Source organism: Saccharothrix obliqua, from assembly GCF_019375475.1.
In the GTDB taxonomy this organism is placed as follows: domain Bacteria; phylum Actinomycetota; class Actinomycetes; order Mycobacteriales; family Pseudonocardiaceae; genus Actinosynnema; species Actinosynnema obliqua.
Genome location: NZ_JAHXGQ010000005.1, coordinates 359,860 through 372,237, shown reverse-complemented (window position 1 = coordinate 372,237; position 12,378 = coordinate 359,860). Strand labels below are relative to the sequence as shown.

13 protein-coding genes and 1 pseudogene are annotated in these 12,378 nt (G+C 72.0%); 7 read left to right on the top strand and 7 right to left on the bottom strand.

Annotated elements, in window-relative coordinates; translation table 11 throughout:
* Window positions 1-12: 12 nt before the first annotated feature.
* The gene (locus tag KZQ38_RS18565) at window positions 13-1,980 is read right to left on the bottom strand and encodes a thioredoxin domain-containing protein (RefSeq protein WP_219443362.1); all 1,968 of its coding nucleotides are present in this window, start codon (window positions 1,978-1,980) and stop codon (window positions 13-15) included.
* 77 nt (window positions 1,981-2,057) lie between these two features.
* Between KZQ38_RS18565 and KZQ38_RS18560 the strand changes: the two are divergent.
* Window positions 2,058-2,825: pseudogene (locus tag KZQ38_RS18560) on the top strand (metallophosphoesterase); the annotation flags it as partial.
* A 55-nt stretch (window positions 2,826-2,880) separates the two neighbouring features.
* Here the strand turns inward: KZQ38_RS18560 and KZQ38_RS18555 are convergent.
* Complete coding sequence (locus tag KZQ38_RS18555; protein WP_219443549.1) at window positions 2,881-3,093, bottom strand: hypothetical protein; 213 nt, start codon at window positions 3,091-3,093, stop codon at window positions 2,881-2,883.
* A 29-nt stretch (window positions 3,094-3,122) separates the two neighbouring features.
* A complete protein-coding gene (gene mca / locus KZQ38_RS18550; RefSeq protein WP_219443360.1) occupies window positions 3,123-4,004 on the bottom strand; it encodes a mycothiol conjugate amidase Mca in 882 nt (293 codons plus the stop codon).
* A 111-nt stretch (window positions 4,005-4,115) separates the two neighbouring features.
* Between mca and KZQ38_RS18545 the strand changes: the two genes are divergently transcribed.
* Window positions 4,116-4,526 (top strand): DUF4307 domain-containing protein, encoded by a 411-nt coding sequence (locus KZQ38_RS18545; protein ID WP_219443359.1) that lies wholly within the window; start codon window positions 4,116-4,118, stop codon window positions 4,524-4,526.
* A gap of 182 nt (window positions 4,527-4,708) precedes the next feature.
* Window positions 4,709-5,206, top strand: coding sequence for a transcription elongation factor GreA (gene greA, locus KZQ38_RS18540; RefSeq protein ID WP_219443548.1), 498 nt, complete (start codon window positions 4,709-4,711; stop codon window positions 5,204-5,206).
* Between the two features lie 53 nt (window positions 5,207-5,259).
* Here the strand turns inward: greA and KZQ38_RS18535 are convergent, their stop codons facing one another.
* The gene (locus KZQ38_RS18535) at window positions 5,260-5,754 is read right to left on the bottom strand and encodes an Lrp/AsnC family transcriptional regulator (RefSeq protein WP_219443358.1); all 495 of its coding nucleotides are present in this window, start codon (window positions 5,752-5,754) and stop codon (window positions 5,260-5,262) included.
* 75 nt (window positions 5,755-5,829) lie between these two features.
* Between KZQ38_RS18535 and hppD the strand changes: the two genes are divergently transcribed.
* From hppD to KZQ38_RS18520, 3 genes are all read left to right on the top strand, one after another.
* Window positions 5,830-7,011: a 4-hydroxyphenylpyruvate dioxygenase gene (gene hppD, locus KZQ38_RS18530; protein ID WP_219443357.1), complete on the top strand. Its 1,182-nt coding sequence runs from the start codon at window positions 5,830-5,832 to the stop codon at window positions 7,009-7,011.
* Window positions 7,012-7,144: 133 nt separating this feature from the next.
* Entirely contained in the window at window positions 7,145-7,378 is a 234-nt protein-coding gene (locus tag KZQ38_RS18525) for a hypothetical protein (protein WP_219443356.1), read from the top strand.
* Between the two features lie 19 nt (window positions 7,379-7,397).
* Complete coding sequence (locus tag KZQ38_RS18520; protein WP_219443355.1) at window positions 7,398-7,667, top strand: DUF2277 domain-containing protein; 270 nt, start codon at window positions 7,398-7,400, stop codon at window positions 7,665-7,667.
* A gap of 23 nt (window positions 7,668-7,690) precedes the next feature.
* Here KZQ38_RS18520 and KZQ38_RS18515 read toward each other — a convergent pair whose 3' ends face one another.
* The 3 genes from KZQ38_RS18515 to KZQ38_RS18505 all read right to left on the bottom strand — a co-directional run bounded on the left by KZQ38_RS18515 (window position 7,691) and on the right by KZQ38_RS18505 (window position 11,477).
* Window positions 7,691-8,842, bottom strand: coding sequence for a cystathionine gamma-synthase (locus KZQ38_RS18515; RefSeq protein ID WP_219443354.1), 1,152 nt, complete (start codon window positions 8,840-8,842; stop codon window positions 7,691-7,693).
* Window positions 8,843-8,918: 76 nt separating this feature from the next.
* Window positions 8,919-10,001, bottom strand: a complete 1,083-nt coding sequence (locus tag KZQ38_RS37160; protein WP_219443353.1) for an RDD family protein — start codon at window positions 9,999-10,001, stop codon at window positions 8,919-8,921.
* A 102-nt stretch (window positions 10,002-10,103) separates the two neighbouring features.
* Window positions 10,104-11,477: a cystathionine beta-synthase gene (locus tag KZQ38_RS18505; RefSeq protein ID WP_219443352.1), complete on the bottom strand. Its 1,374-nt coding sequence runs from the start codon at window positions 11,475-11,477 to the stop codon at window positions 10,104-10,106.
* 117 nt (window positions 11,478-11,594) lie between these two features.
* Between KZQ38_RS18505 and KZQ38_RS18500 the strand changes: the two genes are divergently transcribed.
* A complete protein-coding gene (locus KZQ38_RS18500; RefSeq protein ID WP_219443351.1) occupies window positions 11,595-12,374 on the top strand; it encodes an SGNH/GDSL hydrolase family protein in 780 nt (259 codons plus the stop codon).
* The last annotated feature ends 4 nt before the right edge of the window (window positions 12,375-12,378 follow it).

The following is a 12,378-nucleotide window of genomic DNA, read 5'->3' as shown; positions in this document are numbered from 1 at the left end:
GGCCCTCGAACACTACCGACCCAGCGCCTCTACCAGTTCGGCGGTCGTGGTGACCGGGCGGTCGCACACGTAGCCCCGGCACACGTAGGCCGCCGGTTCGCCGCCGACCAGCGGCCGGTCGGCGAGCAGCGGCGCGGCGCCCGGCTCACCCGCCACGACCACGCCGCCGCCGTGCACGCCGCGCCACGCCGTCGACACCAGTTCCGGCGCCACGCCGACCACCGCCACCTGCACGGGCCCGAGCGCCAACGCCTCGGCGACGGCCAGCCACTGCCCGGCGAACCGCGGCTCGCGGGCGGCCAGCAGGCCGGCCCTGGACACGGCCGCCTCGGCCGCCGCCCGGTACTCCGCCTGCCGCGGCGCGCCCAGCACGGACGCCGTCAGCAACGCCGACGCCAACGCCGACGCGCCCGCCGGGGTGGCGTTGTCGGACGGGTCGGCCGGCCGCTGCACCAACGCCTCCGCGTCGTCCGCGGTGTCGTAGTAGGCACCCGGCTCCTCGCCCGCGAACCGCGCCAGCGCCGTGTCCAGCAACCCGCACGCGGCGTCCAGCCACCGCGGCTCGCCGGTCGCCTGGTGCAGCGCCAGCAGGCCGTCCGCGAAGCAGCCGTAGTCCTCCAGCACGCCCGCCGCGGTACCCGCCACGCCGTCCCGCGACGTGCGCAACAACCGCTCGCCGACCAGGTGCACGTCCAGCAGCAGCTCCGCCGCCCGCACGGCCGCCGCCACCCAGCGCGGCTCGCCGAACACCGAACCGGCCTCGGCCAGGGCCGCGACGGCGAGCCCGTTCCACGCGGTCACCACCTTGTCGTCCCGGCCCGGCTGGGGCCGCCGCTCGCGGGCCGCCAGCAACGCGGCCTCCACCTCCGGCTCGGGCTCGCCGAGCAACCGCAGCGTGGACGCGCCTTGCTCGAACGTGCCCTCCGGCGTCACGCCGTACCGCACGGCCGCCCGCGCGCCCTCCACCGGGCCCAGCACCTCGGCGAGCTGCGCCGGCGTCCACACGTACGTCGCGCCCTCCACGCCGTCCGTGTCGGCGTCCAGCGACGCGGCGAACCCGCCCTCCGCCGTGCCCAGCGAGCGCAGCAGGAACTCGGCGGTCCCGCGCACCACCCGCCGGTACCGCGCCGACTCGTCACGCCGGCTCAGGTGCGCGTACACCCGCAGCAGCAAAGCGTTGTCGTACAACATCTTCTCGAAGTGCGGCACGACCCAGCCGGCATCCACGCTGTACCGCGCGAAACCGCCACCGAGCTGGTCGTAGAGCCCGCCGGTCGCCATGGCGTCGCACGTCGCACGCGCCATCGACAACGCCTGCACGGAACCGGTGCGCTCGTGGTGGCGCAGCAGGAACTCCAGCACCATCGACGGCGGGAACTTCGGCGCACCACCGAATCCGCCGTTGGCCCGGTCGTAGTGGCCGAGCAACGACACCACCGCGCCGTCCAGCACGTCTTCGTCCACAGTGGACTGCGGCAGCGGTTTGACCGCGAGCTGCCGCACGATGTCCGCCGCCGACGCGCGCACCTCGGCGCCCTGCTCGCGCCACGCGTGCTCGATCGCCTCCAGCACCTGCCGGAACGACGGGATGCCCGGGTGCGGCTCGGGCGGGTAGTAGGTGCCCGCGTAGAACGGCTCACCGTCGGGCGTCAGGAAGCACGTCATCGGCCACCCGCCCTGACCGCTCAACGCCTGCGTCACCGCCATGTACACCGCGTCCACGTCGGGGCGCTCCTCGCGGTCGACCTTGACGTTGACGAAGTGCTCGTTCATGTACGCCGCGGTCTCCGGGTCCTCGAACGACTCGTGCGCCATCACGTGGCACCAGTGGCAGGCCGCGTACCCCACCGACAGCAGCACCGGGACACCCCGTTCCCGCGCCTCGGCGAACGCCTCCGGCGACCACGGGTGCCAGTGCACCGGGTTGTCGGCGTGCTGGAGCAGGTACGGGCTGGTCGCGGACGCGAGCCGGTTCGTCATGGCTCCACAGTAAATCGGGTCCGGCGGCACTACCGGTCGGCCAGACTGGTGGTGTGCACCCAGCCGAACGCCCGCCCCACGACCTGCGCCACGAGACCGGACCGTTCGACGTGGTCGGCGACGTGCACGGGTGCCACACCGAACTGGTCCACCTGCTGCGTGAACTGGGTTGGCACGTCGAGCCGGACGGCGCGCACCACCCGGACGGCCGAACGGCGGTGTTCCTCGGCGACCTGGTGGACCGGGGTCCGGGCACGCCCGCCGTGCTGCGCCTGGTGATGGGCATGGTGGCGGCGGGCACGGCGCGGGTGGTGCGCGGCAACCACGAGGACAAGCTGGTGCGGGCGCTGCGCGGGCGGGAGGTGACCGTCCGGCACGGCCTGGAGAAGTCGTTGGCCCAACTGGCGGGCGAGTCGGACGGGTTCCGGCGGGACGTGCTGGAGTTCTGCGACGCCCTGGTGCCGCACTACGTGCTGGACGGCGGCCGGCTGGTGGTCGCGCACGCGGGCCTGCCCGAGCGCTACCACGGCGTGGAGTCCGCCCGGATGCGTGGCCTGGCCGTGTGGGGGCGCACCACGGGCGAGGTGGACGCGCGTGGCTTCCCCGTCCGGCACCCGTGGGCGGAGGAGTACCGCGGGGCAGCGACCGTCCTCTATGGACACACGCCGGTCGAGGAGGCCCGATGGCTCAACGGGACCCTGTGCCTGGACACGGGGTGCGTGTTCGGCGGACGGCTCAGCGCGCTGCGCTACCCCGAGCGCGAGGTGGTGTCGGTACCCGCCCGGCGCGCCTGGTACCCGCGCCAGGGCGCGCCTTCGTCTCACGGAACTTCCCGGGAGCCTGCCTGACAGTCAGCGGCCCCACCCGACCGCGGCCTGCCCCGCGCTCGAAGGACAGGCCCTAGGCGCCCGTCTTCTTCTTGCCCTCCTCCGGCTGCTCCGCCTGGTCGAACGAGGCGGGCAGCTTGCGCAGGTGCTTGTTCATCGAGCGGACCAGGAAGAAGACCGCCACGAAGAACAGCACCAGCAGCAGCAGGCCCACCGGGGAGGACTTGCCGAAGTCCTCCTGCTGACCACCGGGGTCCTTGGTGGTCGAGGGCTGCACCAGCACCATCGCGGTCGTCTGGTCCCACGGGACCGGGTTCACGCCGTCACCTTCTCCCGAACGCCCGCGAACAGGTCGTCCTCGGGCAACGTGCTGTCGACCAGGGACCGCGCGAGTTCGTACTCCTCGGTCGGCCACACCTCCCGCTGCATCTCCAGCGGCACGGCGAACCAGCGGCTCGTCGGGTCGATCTGGGTAGCATGCGCCTTGAGGGCCTCATCGCGCACGGGGAAGTAGTCGGCGCACTCGACGCGCGTGGTGACGCGCTCGATCACGTCGGGCTGGTCGGCGTCCCAGTTCTTCAGCCACTCGTCGTAGGGCGACTCCAGGCCGGCCTCGGTCAGCGCCTCGTGGAACGCCAGCAGCTTCGCGCGGGAGAACCCGTGCGAGTAGTACAGCTTCAGCGGCTGCCACGGCTCGCCCTCGGCCGGGTACCGCTCCGGGTCGCCCGCCGCGTCGAACGCCGCGACCGACACCTCGTGGCACCGGATGTGGTCCGGGTGCGGGTAGCCGCCGTTCTCGTCGTAGGTGACGACCACGTGCGGGCGGAACTCGCGGATCGCGCGGACCAGCGGCGGGACGGACTCCTCCAGCGGCACCAGCGCGAAGCAGCCCTCCGGCAGCGGCGGCAGCGGGTCGCCCTCGGGCAGCCCCGAGTCGACGAAACCCAGCCAGCGGTGCTGGATGCCGAGGATCTCGGCGGCACGCGCCATCTCGCCGCGGCGGATCTCCGCCATGTTCTCCAGCACGTCGGGTCGGTCCATCGCGGGGTTCAGGATGCTGCCCGCCTCGCCCCCCGTGCAGGTCACGACCATCACCTCGTGACCCTCGGCGATGTAGCGCGCCATCGTGGCGGCGCCCTTGCTCGACTCGTCGTCGGGGTGCGCGTGCACCGCCATCAGGCGCAACTGCTCAACCATGACGGACGTGGTCCTCCTTGGCCCCTGCCGGACAGGACCACCGCGGCCCCTGCGACACTCAACGTGGTTATCGAGCGCCATTGTTCCCCACGGGTGAAGAGGTGTTGGCAAGTGGCACTGCCGGAGGGTCGTTACGGCAAGCCGCGCCGCGCCCTGCCCCGGTGGACCCGGTGGTCACTGCCCGTGGTCGCGGTGCTCGTGGGCGCCGTGGTGGCGTGGGTCGGTTACCGCAACCTCGGCGCGCAACCCGTCGAGGCGAAGCAGACGGCGTTCGAAATCCTCGGCCCCGACTCGGTGGAGATCACGTTCGAGGTGGTCCGCGAGACACCCGATCAGCCGGTGGTGTGCATCGTGCGCGCGCGCTCGGACGACGGTGACGAGGCGGGCAGGCGCGAGGTGCTGGTGGCGCCCGGCGGTGGCGCCGTGCACGCGACGACCGTGGTCCGGACGTCGAAACCACCGACCACCGGTGAGGTGTTCGGCTGCTCTTACCAGGTCCCGGCCTACCTGTCCACGAGGTAGCGGCCAAGCGGGTGATCTGCGCGTTCAGCGGCCGTCGGCGGAACAAAACGCGATAGCTCAGCGTTGTACGCGTGTTACTCTGGCCTTTCAGCACGGCCCCGACGCGGGCCGTGTTTTTCCGTTCCGGGCGCGTGCGCCCGGGAACTACCAGCCCGCGCGCGGGCCTGGAGCAAGACGAGGAGTTGGTGACCGTGAGCGACACTGAGGTGACCTGGCTGACCCAGGAGGCCTACGACCGGCTCAAGGCGGAGCTGGACGAGATGATCGAGAATCGCCCGGTCATCGCCGCGGAGATCAACGCTCGCCGCGAGGAGGGCGACCTCCGCGAGAACGGCGGTTACCACGCCGCGCGCGAGGAGCAGGGCAAGCAGGAGGCCCGCATCCGCCAGCTCCAGGAGCTGCTGAGGGTCGCCAAGGTCGGCGAGGCGCCCACCGTCGCAGGTGTGGCCGCCCCCGGCATGGTGCTCACGGTGCGTTACGAAGGTGACGACGAGACCGAGGAGTTCCTGCTCGCCACCCGCGAGGAGGGCGCGCACGGCTCGCTGGAGGTCTACTCCCCCTCGTCCCCGCTGGGCAAGGCCCTCAACGGCGCGAAGGACGGCGAGACCCGCGAGTACGAGCTGCCCAGCGGCAGCACCATGAAGGTGACGCTGATCAAGGCGGTGCCCTACGCGGGCTGATCCCACGGACACCGGAGGGGCGGCCACCGCGGGTGGCCGCCCCTCCCACGTGTTCAGGGGATGCGCTCCAGCAGCGGGCGCACGCGTGGCGGCACGGGCGTGGACAGGGCGATCGAGGTGGACAGCCGCTGCACGCCCGGCACGTCCACGATGGAGTCGATCACCCGTTGGAGGTCGGCGTTCGAGCGGGCCACCACGCGCACGAACAGGTCGCCCTGGCCCGTCGTCGCGTGCACCTCGCACACCTCGTTGATGGCGGCCAGGCCGTCGGAGACCTCCTGCCGCCTGCCCTGCGCGATCTCCAGCACGGCGAACGCGGTCAGCCCGTAGCCCATCGCGGCGAGGTCGAGGGCGGGCGGGAAACCGGTGAGCACGCCCCGCGCCGTCAGGCGGTCGAGGCGGGCCTGCACGGTGCCGCGCGCCACGCCGAGCCGCCGCGAGCACTCCAGCACGCCCAGCCGCGGTTCGTCCGTCAGCAGCAGGAGCAGGCGGGCGTCCAACCCGTCCACGACCTGGTCAGAGTGTTCAGCTTGTCCGTCGTTGACCACGATCCACTGTACAACTTGACCAGCAGAAAACGAGACTGTTGCTCACCCTGCATAACGCCGCACATGCTGTGACGCATGACGCAGCAGCTTGACGACGTGAGCTACGACCAGCTCCGCCAGCTCGTGGGTCTGGTCGACTACGACGGGACGCGGGACCCGTTCCCGGTCCGCTCCATGGACGCCGTGGTCTTCGTGGTCGGCAACGCGACCCAGACCGCGTGGTTCTACCAGGTCGCCTTCGGGATGCAGCTCGTCGCCTACGCCGGTCCGGAAACCGGGCAGCGGGACCACAAGTCCTTCGTCCTGAAGTCGGGTTCGGCGCGGTTCGTGATCAACGGCGGCGTCCAGCCGGACAGCCCGCTGCTCGACCACCACCGCAGGCACGGCGACGGCGTCGTGGACCTCGCGCTGGAGGTCGCCGACGTCGACAAGTGCATCGAGCACGCCCGCGCGCAGGGCGCCACCGTGCTCGAAGAGCCGCACGACGTCGAGGACGAGCACGGCGTGGTCCGCCGCGCCGCGATCAAGACCTACGGCGAGACCCGCCACACGCTGATCGACCGCTCCCGCTACACCGGCCCCTACCTGCCGGGTTACGTGGCCAGGGAGAGCACCGTCGTCCGGCCCGAGGGCGCGCCGAAGCGGCTGTTCCAGGCGGTGGACCACTGCGTGGGCAACGTCGAACTCGGCAAGATGGACTACTGGGTCGAGTGGTACAACCGCGTCATGGGCTTCGTGAACATGGCGGAGTTCATCGGCGACGACATCGCCACCGACTACTCGGCGCTGATGAGCAAGGTGGTGTCCAACGGCAACCACCGGGTGAAGTTCCCGCTCAACGAGCCCGCGGTGGCCAAGCGCAAGTCGCAGATCGACGAGTACCTGGAGTTCTACGAGGGCGCGGGCGTGCAGCACATCGCGCTCGCCACCAACGACATCGTCGCCACCCTGACGGCGATGCGCGCGGCCGGCGTCGAGTTCCTGGAGACCCCGGACTCGTACTACGACGACCCGGAGCTGCGGGCCCGCATCGGCGAGGTGCGCGTGCCGATCGAGGTCCTGAAGGAGCACCGCATCCTGGTCGACCGCGACGAGGACGGCTACCTGCTCCAGATCTTCACCAAGCCGATCGGCGACCGCCCGACCGTGTTCTACGAGCTGATCGAGCGGCACGGTTCGCTGGGCTTCGGCAAGGGCAACTTCAAGGCCCTCTTCGAGGCGATCGAGCGCGAGCAGGAGCGTCGGGGCAACCTCTGACGCCGTGCGGCGCGCAGGCCGGTCCGGGTGCCCCGGGCCGGCCTTTCGCGCGTCCGAGGGGTCACCGCGCCGCGTCGGACCGGTACGCTCGGTGGGGGCGACGTTTCACGCAGCATTCACCCGGGGAGGTGGCATGGCGCTCGCGCGACGGGTCACCGGGGTGGTCCCGCTCGTCGGGGCGGTGGCCACGGCCGTGGTGCTGACCGGTGCGGCCTTCTTCACCGTGGCCCACGCGGGGTGCGCCGACGCGGGCCGGTTCGTCGAGCGCGACGGCGTGGTGGAGTTCGTCGGCGGCTGCGTCGACGACGTGCACCTGCCGACCGTGCCGAAGCGGGTGGAGAACTCCCGGTACGACGTCCAGCCCTGACTTCGGCGATAGTGGTGCCATGTGCCGAAACATCCGGGTGCTCCACAACTTCGAGCCGCCCGCCACCGAGGACGAGGTCCGGGCCGCGGCGGTCCAGTACGTGCGCAAGGTCAGCGGGTCGACGCACCCGTCCGCCGCGAACCAGGAGGCGTTCGACGCCGCCGTCGAGGCGGTCGCCGAGGCGACCCGCGTGCTGCTGGAATCCCTCGTGACGAAGGCGCCGCCGCGGGACCGCGAGGTCGAGGCCGCGAAGGCCAGGGAACGCGCCGCCGTCCGCTACGGCCGCTGACGCACCTGGCCCCGCCGCGCGGTTCAGTCCAGGGCCGCCAGCAGGTCGGCCACCAGGTCGTCGCCGGACTCGATGCCGACGGAGATCCGGATCAGGTCGTCCGGCACCTGGAGCAGCGACCCGGCCGTGCTGGCGTGCGTCATCCGGCCGGGGTGCTCGATCAGCGACTCGACGCCGCCCAGCGATTCGGCCAGCGTGAACAGCCGCGTGCGCGAGCAGACCCGCAGCGCCGCCTCCTCGCCGCCCTCGACGGTGAACGAGATCATGCCGCCGAACCGGCGCATCTGCTTGGCCGCCACCTCGTGACCGGGGTGCTCGGGCAGGCCCGGGTAGAGCACCGAGGTGACCTTCGGGTGCCGCTGGAGCGCCGCCGCGACCAGCTCGGCGTTGTCCGAGTGCTTCTCCATGCGCACCTGGAGGGTCTTGATGCCGCGCAGGGTGAGCCACGCGTCGAACGGGCCGGGCACCGCGCCCGCGCCGTTCTGGAGGAAGCCGAACTCGGCGTCCAGCTCGTCGTCGGAGGTGACCAGCGCGCCGCCGACCACGTCGGAGTGGCCGCCGACGTACTTGGTGGTGGAGTGCAGCACCACGTCCGCGCCGAGCGCCAACGGGCTCTGGAGGTAGGGCGAGGCGAACGTGTTGTCCACCACGAGCCGCGCGCCCGCCGAGTGCGCGACCTGCGCGAGCAGGGCGATGTCGGCGATGTTGAGCAGCGGGTTGGTCGGCGTCTCGACCCAGACGACCTTGGTGTTGGGCCGGATCGCGGCGCGGACCGCGTCCACGTCGGACAGCGGCACGGGCGTGTGCTCGACGCCCCAGTGGGCGAACACCTTGTCGATGAGCCGGAACGTGCCGCCGTAGGCGTCGTTGGGGATGACCACGTGGTCACCGGGACGGCACATCGCCCGCAGGGCCGCGTCGGTGGCGCCCATGCCCGAGGCGAACGCACGCCCGTGCCGACCGCCTTCGAGGGCCGCCAGGCACTCCTCCAGCGCGGTGCGGGTGGGGTTGCCGGTGCGCGAGTATTCGAAGCCGCCACGCAGCCCGCCCACGCCGTCCTGGGCGTAGGTCGAGGTCGCGTGGATGGGCACGATCACCGATCCCGTGGTGGGGTCGGGTTCCTGCCCGGCGTGGATAGCCCTGGTCGCGAAACCGTAGTGGCCGGTGTCCGTCATGGCGCAAGCCTAGAGCGGGCCCCGGGAACGCGCCGAGGCCGCCCGGACGCCCGGACGGCCTCGGTGGTTCACGTGCTCACCACTGCTGCGGCGGCTGCTGACCGTAGGGGTTGGGCTGCTGCTGCGGCTGACCGTACGGGTTGGACTGCGGCGCGCCGTAACCCTGCTGCGGCTGCGGGGCGTACGGGTTGGCCTGCCTGGTCACGCCGGGGTAGCCGCCGCCCGGCAGGCCGGTGTCGGGCGCGTTGACGACGACCGTGCCCATGATCTTGTCGGCCCAGGTCTGCTTCTTGACGTCCCACAGCGGCGCGAACCAGCCGACCAGGCACACCAGCGAGTCGACGAAGTGGCACAGGTACCGGACGAACGCGTTGCCGAAGCCGATCGGCTGCCCGGTCTCCTCCTTGATCAGCTTGATCTTGGCGATCTTCTTGCCGTACGACTGGCCCGTGGTGCCCGCGAGGTACCACGAGTTGTAGATGAGCCAGCCGAGCTGCGCGACGTAGCCGATACCGCTGAGCACGAGGGCGATCGTCGGGTCACCGGTGGCCGAGCCGACGATCACGAGGATCGCCACCACGACACCGGGCGCGATGTAGTCGACCAGCGCGCCCAGGGCGCGGGTGCCCCACTCGGCGTAGCCGCCGGCCGGAGGAGGCGTGGCGGGTCGGCCGTAAGCGGGCTGCTGCGCGCCCCAGGGCTGCTGCTGGGCGTACGGGTTCGCCACGTAGGGCTGTTGCTGCTGCTGCGCGTACGGGTTGGCCCCGTACGCCGGCGGCTGCGGCGGCTGCCCGAACTGCTGCGCCGGCTGGCCGAACTGCTGGGGCGGCTGCCCGTACGCGGGCGGCTGCTGGGCCGGGAAACCGCCGGAGACGGCCGGCTGCGCGGGGAAACCGCCCGACGCGGACGGCTGCCCGAACTGGCTCGGCTGCTGCGTGGCCGACGGCGGCACGACCTGCGTCGCGTCCGGGTTCACCGCCGGTTGCGACCCCGAGGACGGCACGACCTGGGTCGCTTCCGGCGGCGGGAACACGGGGTTCTGCCCGCCGCCGGGCACGACCTGCGTCGCGTCGGCGCTGGGAGGCTGGGCGCCCTGCCCCTGCTCCTGCTGGTTTGGGCCGCCGAACTGCTGGTTCTCTGGCGGCTGCGGGGCGTTCATCGGAGTTTCCAACCCCCTTGGCGTGGGCCGTAGGCGTGTGCGTCGGGGGCCAACGCTAGCGGATCAGACCCCGCCCGCCTGCGGCAACCGGGGAATCCGCCGTCACCGGCGACCGGCGAGGAAACCCAGGATGTCCTGCCGGGTCACCACACCCGCCGGCTTGCCGTCGTCGAGCACCAGCGCGCCGTCCGCGGCGGCCAGCGCCTGCATGGCCGCGCTGATCGACTCGCCGGAGCCGATGGTCGGCAGCTTCAACGACATGTGCGAGTCGAGCCGGTCGGTGAGCTTCGCCTTGCCGGTGAACAGGGCGTCCAGCAGGTCCCGCTCGTTGACCGCGCCCGCCACCTCGGCCGCCATCACCGGGGGTTCGGCGTTGACCACGGGCATCTGGGACACGCCGTACTCACGCATGATCGCCACCGCTTCGGCGACCGTCTCGTTGGGGTGGCCGTGCACCAGGTCCGGCATGGTGCCGTCCTTGCGGCGCAACACGTCGCCGACGGACGCGCCGGACGTGTCGGGCGACAGGAAGCCGTACTGCGCCATCCACTTGTCGTTGAACACGCTCGACAGGTAACCCCGGCCGCCGTCGGGCAGCAGCACCACGATCACGTCGTCCGGGCCGCAGTCCTCGGCGACCCGCAGCGCCGCCGCGACCGCCATCCCGCACGACCCGCCGACCAGCAGGCCCTCCTCGCGGGCGAGGCGGCGGGTGAGGTCGAAGGAGTCCTTGTCCGACACGGCCACGACCCGGTCGCAGACCTGGCGGTCGTACGCGTCCGGCCAGAAGTCCTCGCCGACGCCCTCCACCAGGTAGGGCCGGCCGGAGCCGCCGGAGTAGACGGAGCCCTCCGGGTCCGCGCCGACGATCTGCACGCGGCCCCCGGACACCTCCTTGAGGTAGCGGCCGGTGCCGGAGATCGTGCCGCCGGTGCCGACGCCCGCGACGAAGTGCGTGACGCGGCCCTCGGTCTGCCGCCACACCTCGGGGCCGGTGCCGTGGTAGTGGCTCGCCGGGTTCTCCTGGTTGGCGTACTGGTTGGGCTTCCACGCGCCGGGGATCTCGGCGACCAGCCGGTCCGACACGTTGTAGTAGGAGTCCGGGTGCTCCGGCGCCACCGCGGTCGGGCACACCACGACCTCGGCGCCGTACGCCTTGAGCACGTTGCGCTTGTCCACGCTGACCTTGTCCGGGCAGACGAAGACGCACTTGTAGCCCTTCAGCTGGGCCACCAGCGCGAGGCCGACGCCCGTGTTGCCGGACGTGGGCTCCACGATCGTCCCGCCGGGACGCAACTCGCCCGACCGCTCCGCCGCCTCCACCATGCGCAGCGCGATGCGGTCCTTCACGCTGCCGCCGGGGTTCAGGTACTCGACCTTGGCCAGGATGAGCGGCCGGAGCCCTTCGGCAACCTTGTTCAGCTTCACGAGCGGCGTGTTGCCGACCAGGTCCACGACGCTCTCGACGTACTCCACCGACGAGTTCCTTCCCACTGCGCGAGATGACTTGCAAAGCGTACTTGTTGCGGTCCCACGCGCGTATGGACGTAATCAACGCGTCCCACCGGACGATTGACCTCAGGGGAGGTGCACATGGGGAAGTGGAGTCCGGCAGTGCTCGCCGCGGCGGCCCTCGGTGGGCTGACCGGCGTGGCATACGGCCTGTTCACGACGCAGTCGAAACGCGCGCGGGTGGTGATCGGCGTGCCGGTGGCCCCGCCGCCGAACGGGGACGGCGTGCACGGCGGGGGCGACGGCCGACCGGTGCGGTTCGCCGTAGTGGGTGATTCCGTAGCGGCGGGTCTGGGCGTCGACGACCCCGCCGACCTGCCGGGCGTGCTGCTGGCCAGGGGGCTGGCGGAGGAGACCGGCCGCCCGGTCCGCCTGACGACCTGCGCCATCAGCGGTTCCACGACCCGCGACCTGGCGCCCCAGGTGTCCCGGGCGCTGCTGGACCCGCCGGACGTCGCCCTGATCGTCATCGGGGCGAACGACGTGACCACCCGAACACCGGTCCGCGTCGCCGCGGCCTTGCTGGGAGTAGAGGTGCAGCGGCTGCGCCGAGCGGGCGTGGGCGTCGTCGTCGGCACGTGCCCGGACCTCGGCTCGGTGCGCCCCATCGCCCAGCCGCTGCGCGCGGTAGCCCGTGCCTGGAGCCTGCGCCTGGCACGGGCACAACGGATCGCCGTGCGGAAGGCGGGTGGCACCCCCGTGGCCCTGGGCGACTTGCTGGGCGCCGAGTTCACCGCCCGCAACGAGGACTTCTTCAGCGGCGACCGCTTCCACCCCAGCGCGGCCGGCTACGAGGCGGCGACATCCATCCTCCTGGCCCCGCTACACGCGGCCCTGGAAGACACCCACAGCAACCGCTAGCCAG

What these genes read in the sequence shown, in the direction of transcription:
- KZQ38_RS18565 (WP_219443362.1), bottom strand. Translation starts at nt 1,980, where the DNA reads ATGACGAACCGGCTCGCGTCCGCGACCAGCCCGTACCTGCTCCAGCAC.
- KZQ38_RS18555 (WP_219443549.1), bottom strand. Translation starts at nt 3,093, where the DNA reads ATGGTGCTGGTGCAGCCCTCGACCACCAAGGACCCCGGTGGTCAGCAG.
- mca (WP_219443360.1), bottom strand. Translation starts at nt 4,004, where the DNA reads ATGGTTGAGCAGTTGCGCCTGATGGCGGTGCACGCGCACCCCGACGAC.
- hppD (WP_219443357.1), top strand. Translation starts at nt 5,830, where the DNA reads ATGACGCAGCAGCTTGACGACGTGAGCTACGACCAGCTCCGCCAGCTC.
- KZQ38_RS18525 (WP_219443356.1), top strand. Translation starts at nt 7,145, where the DNA reads ATGGCGCTCGCGCGACGGGTCACCGGGGTGGTCCCGCTCGTCGGGGCG.
- KZQ38_RS18520 (WP_219443355.1), top strand. Translation starts at nt 7,398, where the DNA reads ATGTGCCGAAACATCCGGGTGCTCCACAACTTCGAGCCGCCCGCCACC.
- KZQ38_RS18515 (WP_219443354.1), bottom strand. Translation starts at nt 8,842, where the DNA reads ATGACGGACACCGGCCACTACGGTTTCGCGACCAGGGCTATCCACGCC.
- KZQ38_RS37160 (WP_219443353.1), bottom strand. Translation starts at nt 10,001, where the DNA reads ATGAACGCCCCGCAGCCGCCAGAGAACCAGCAGTTCGGCGGCCCAAAC.
- KZQ38_RS18500 (WP_219443351.1), top strand. Translation starts at nt 11,595, where the DNA reads ATGGGGAAGTGGAGTCCGGCAGTGCTCGCCGCGGCGGCCCTCGGTGGG.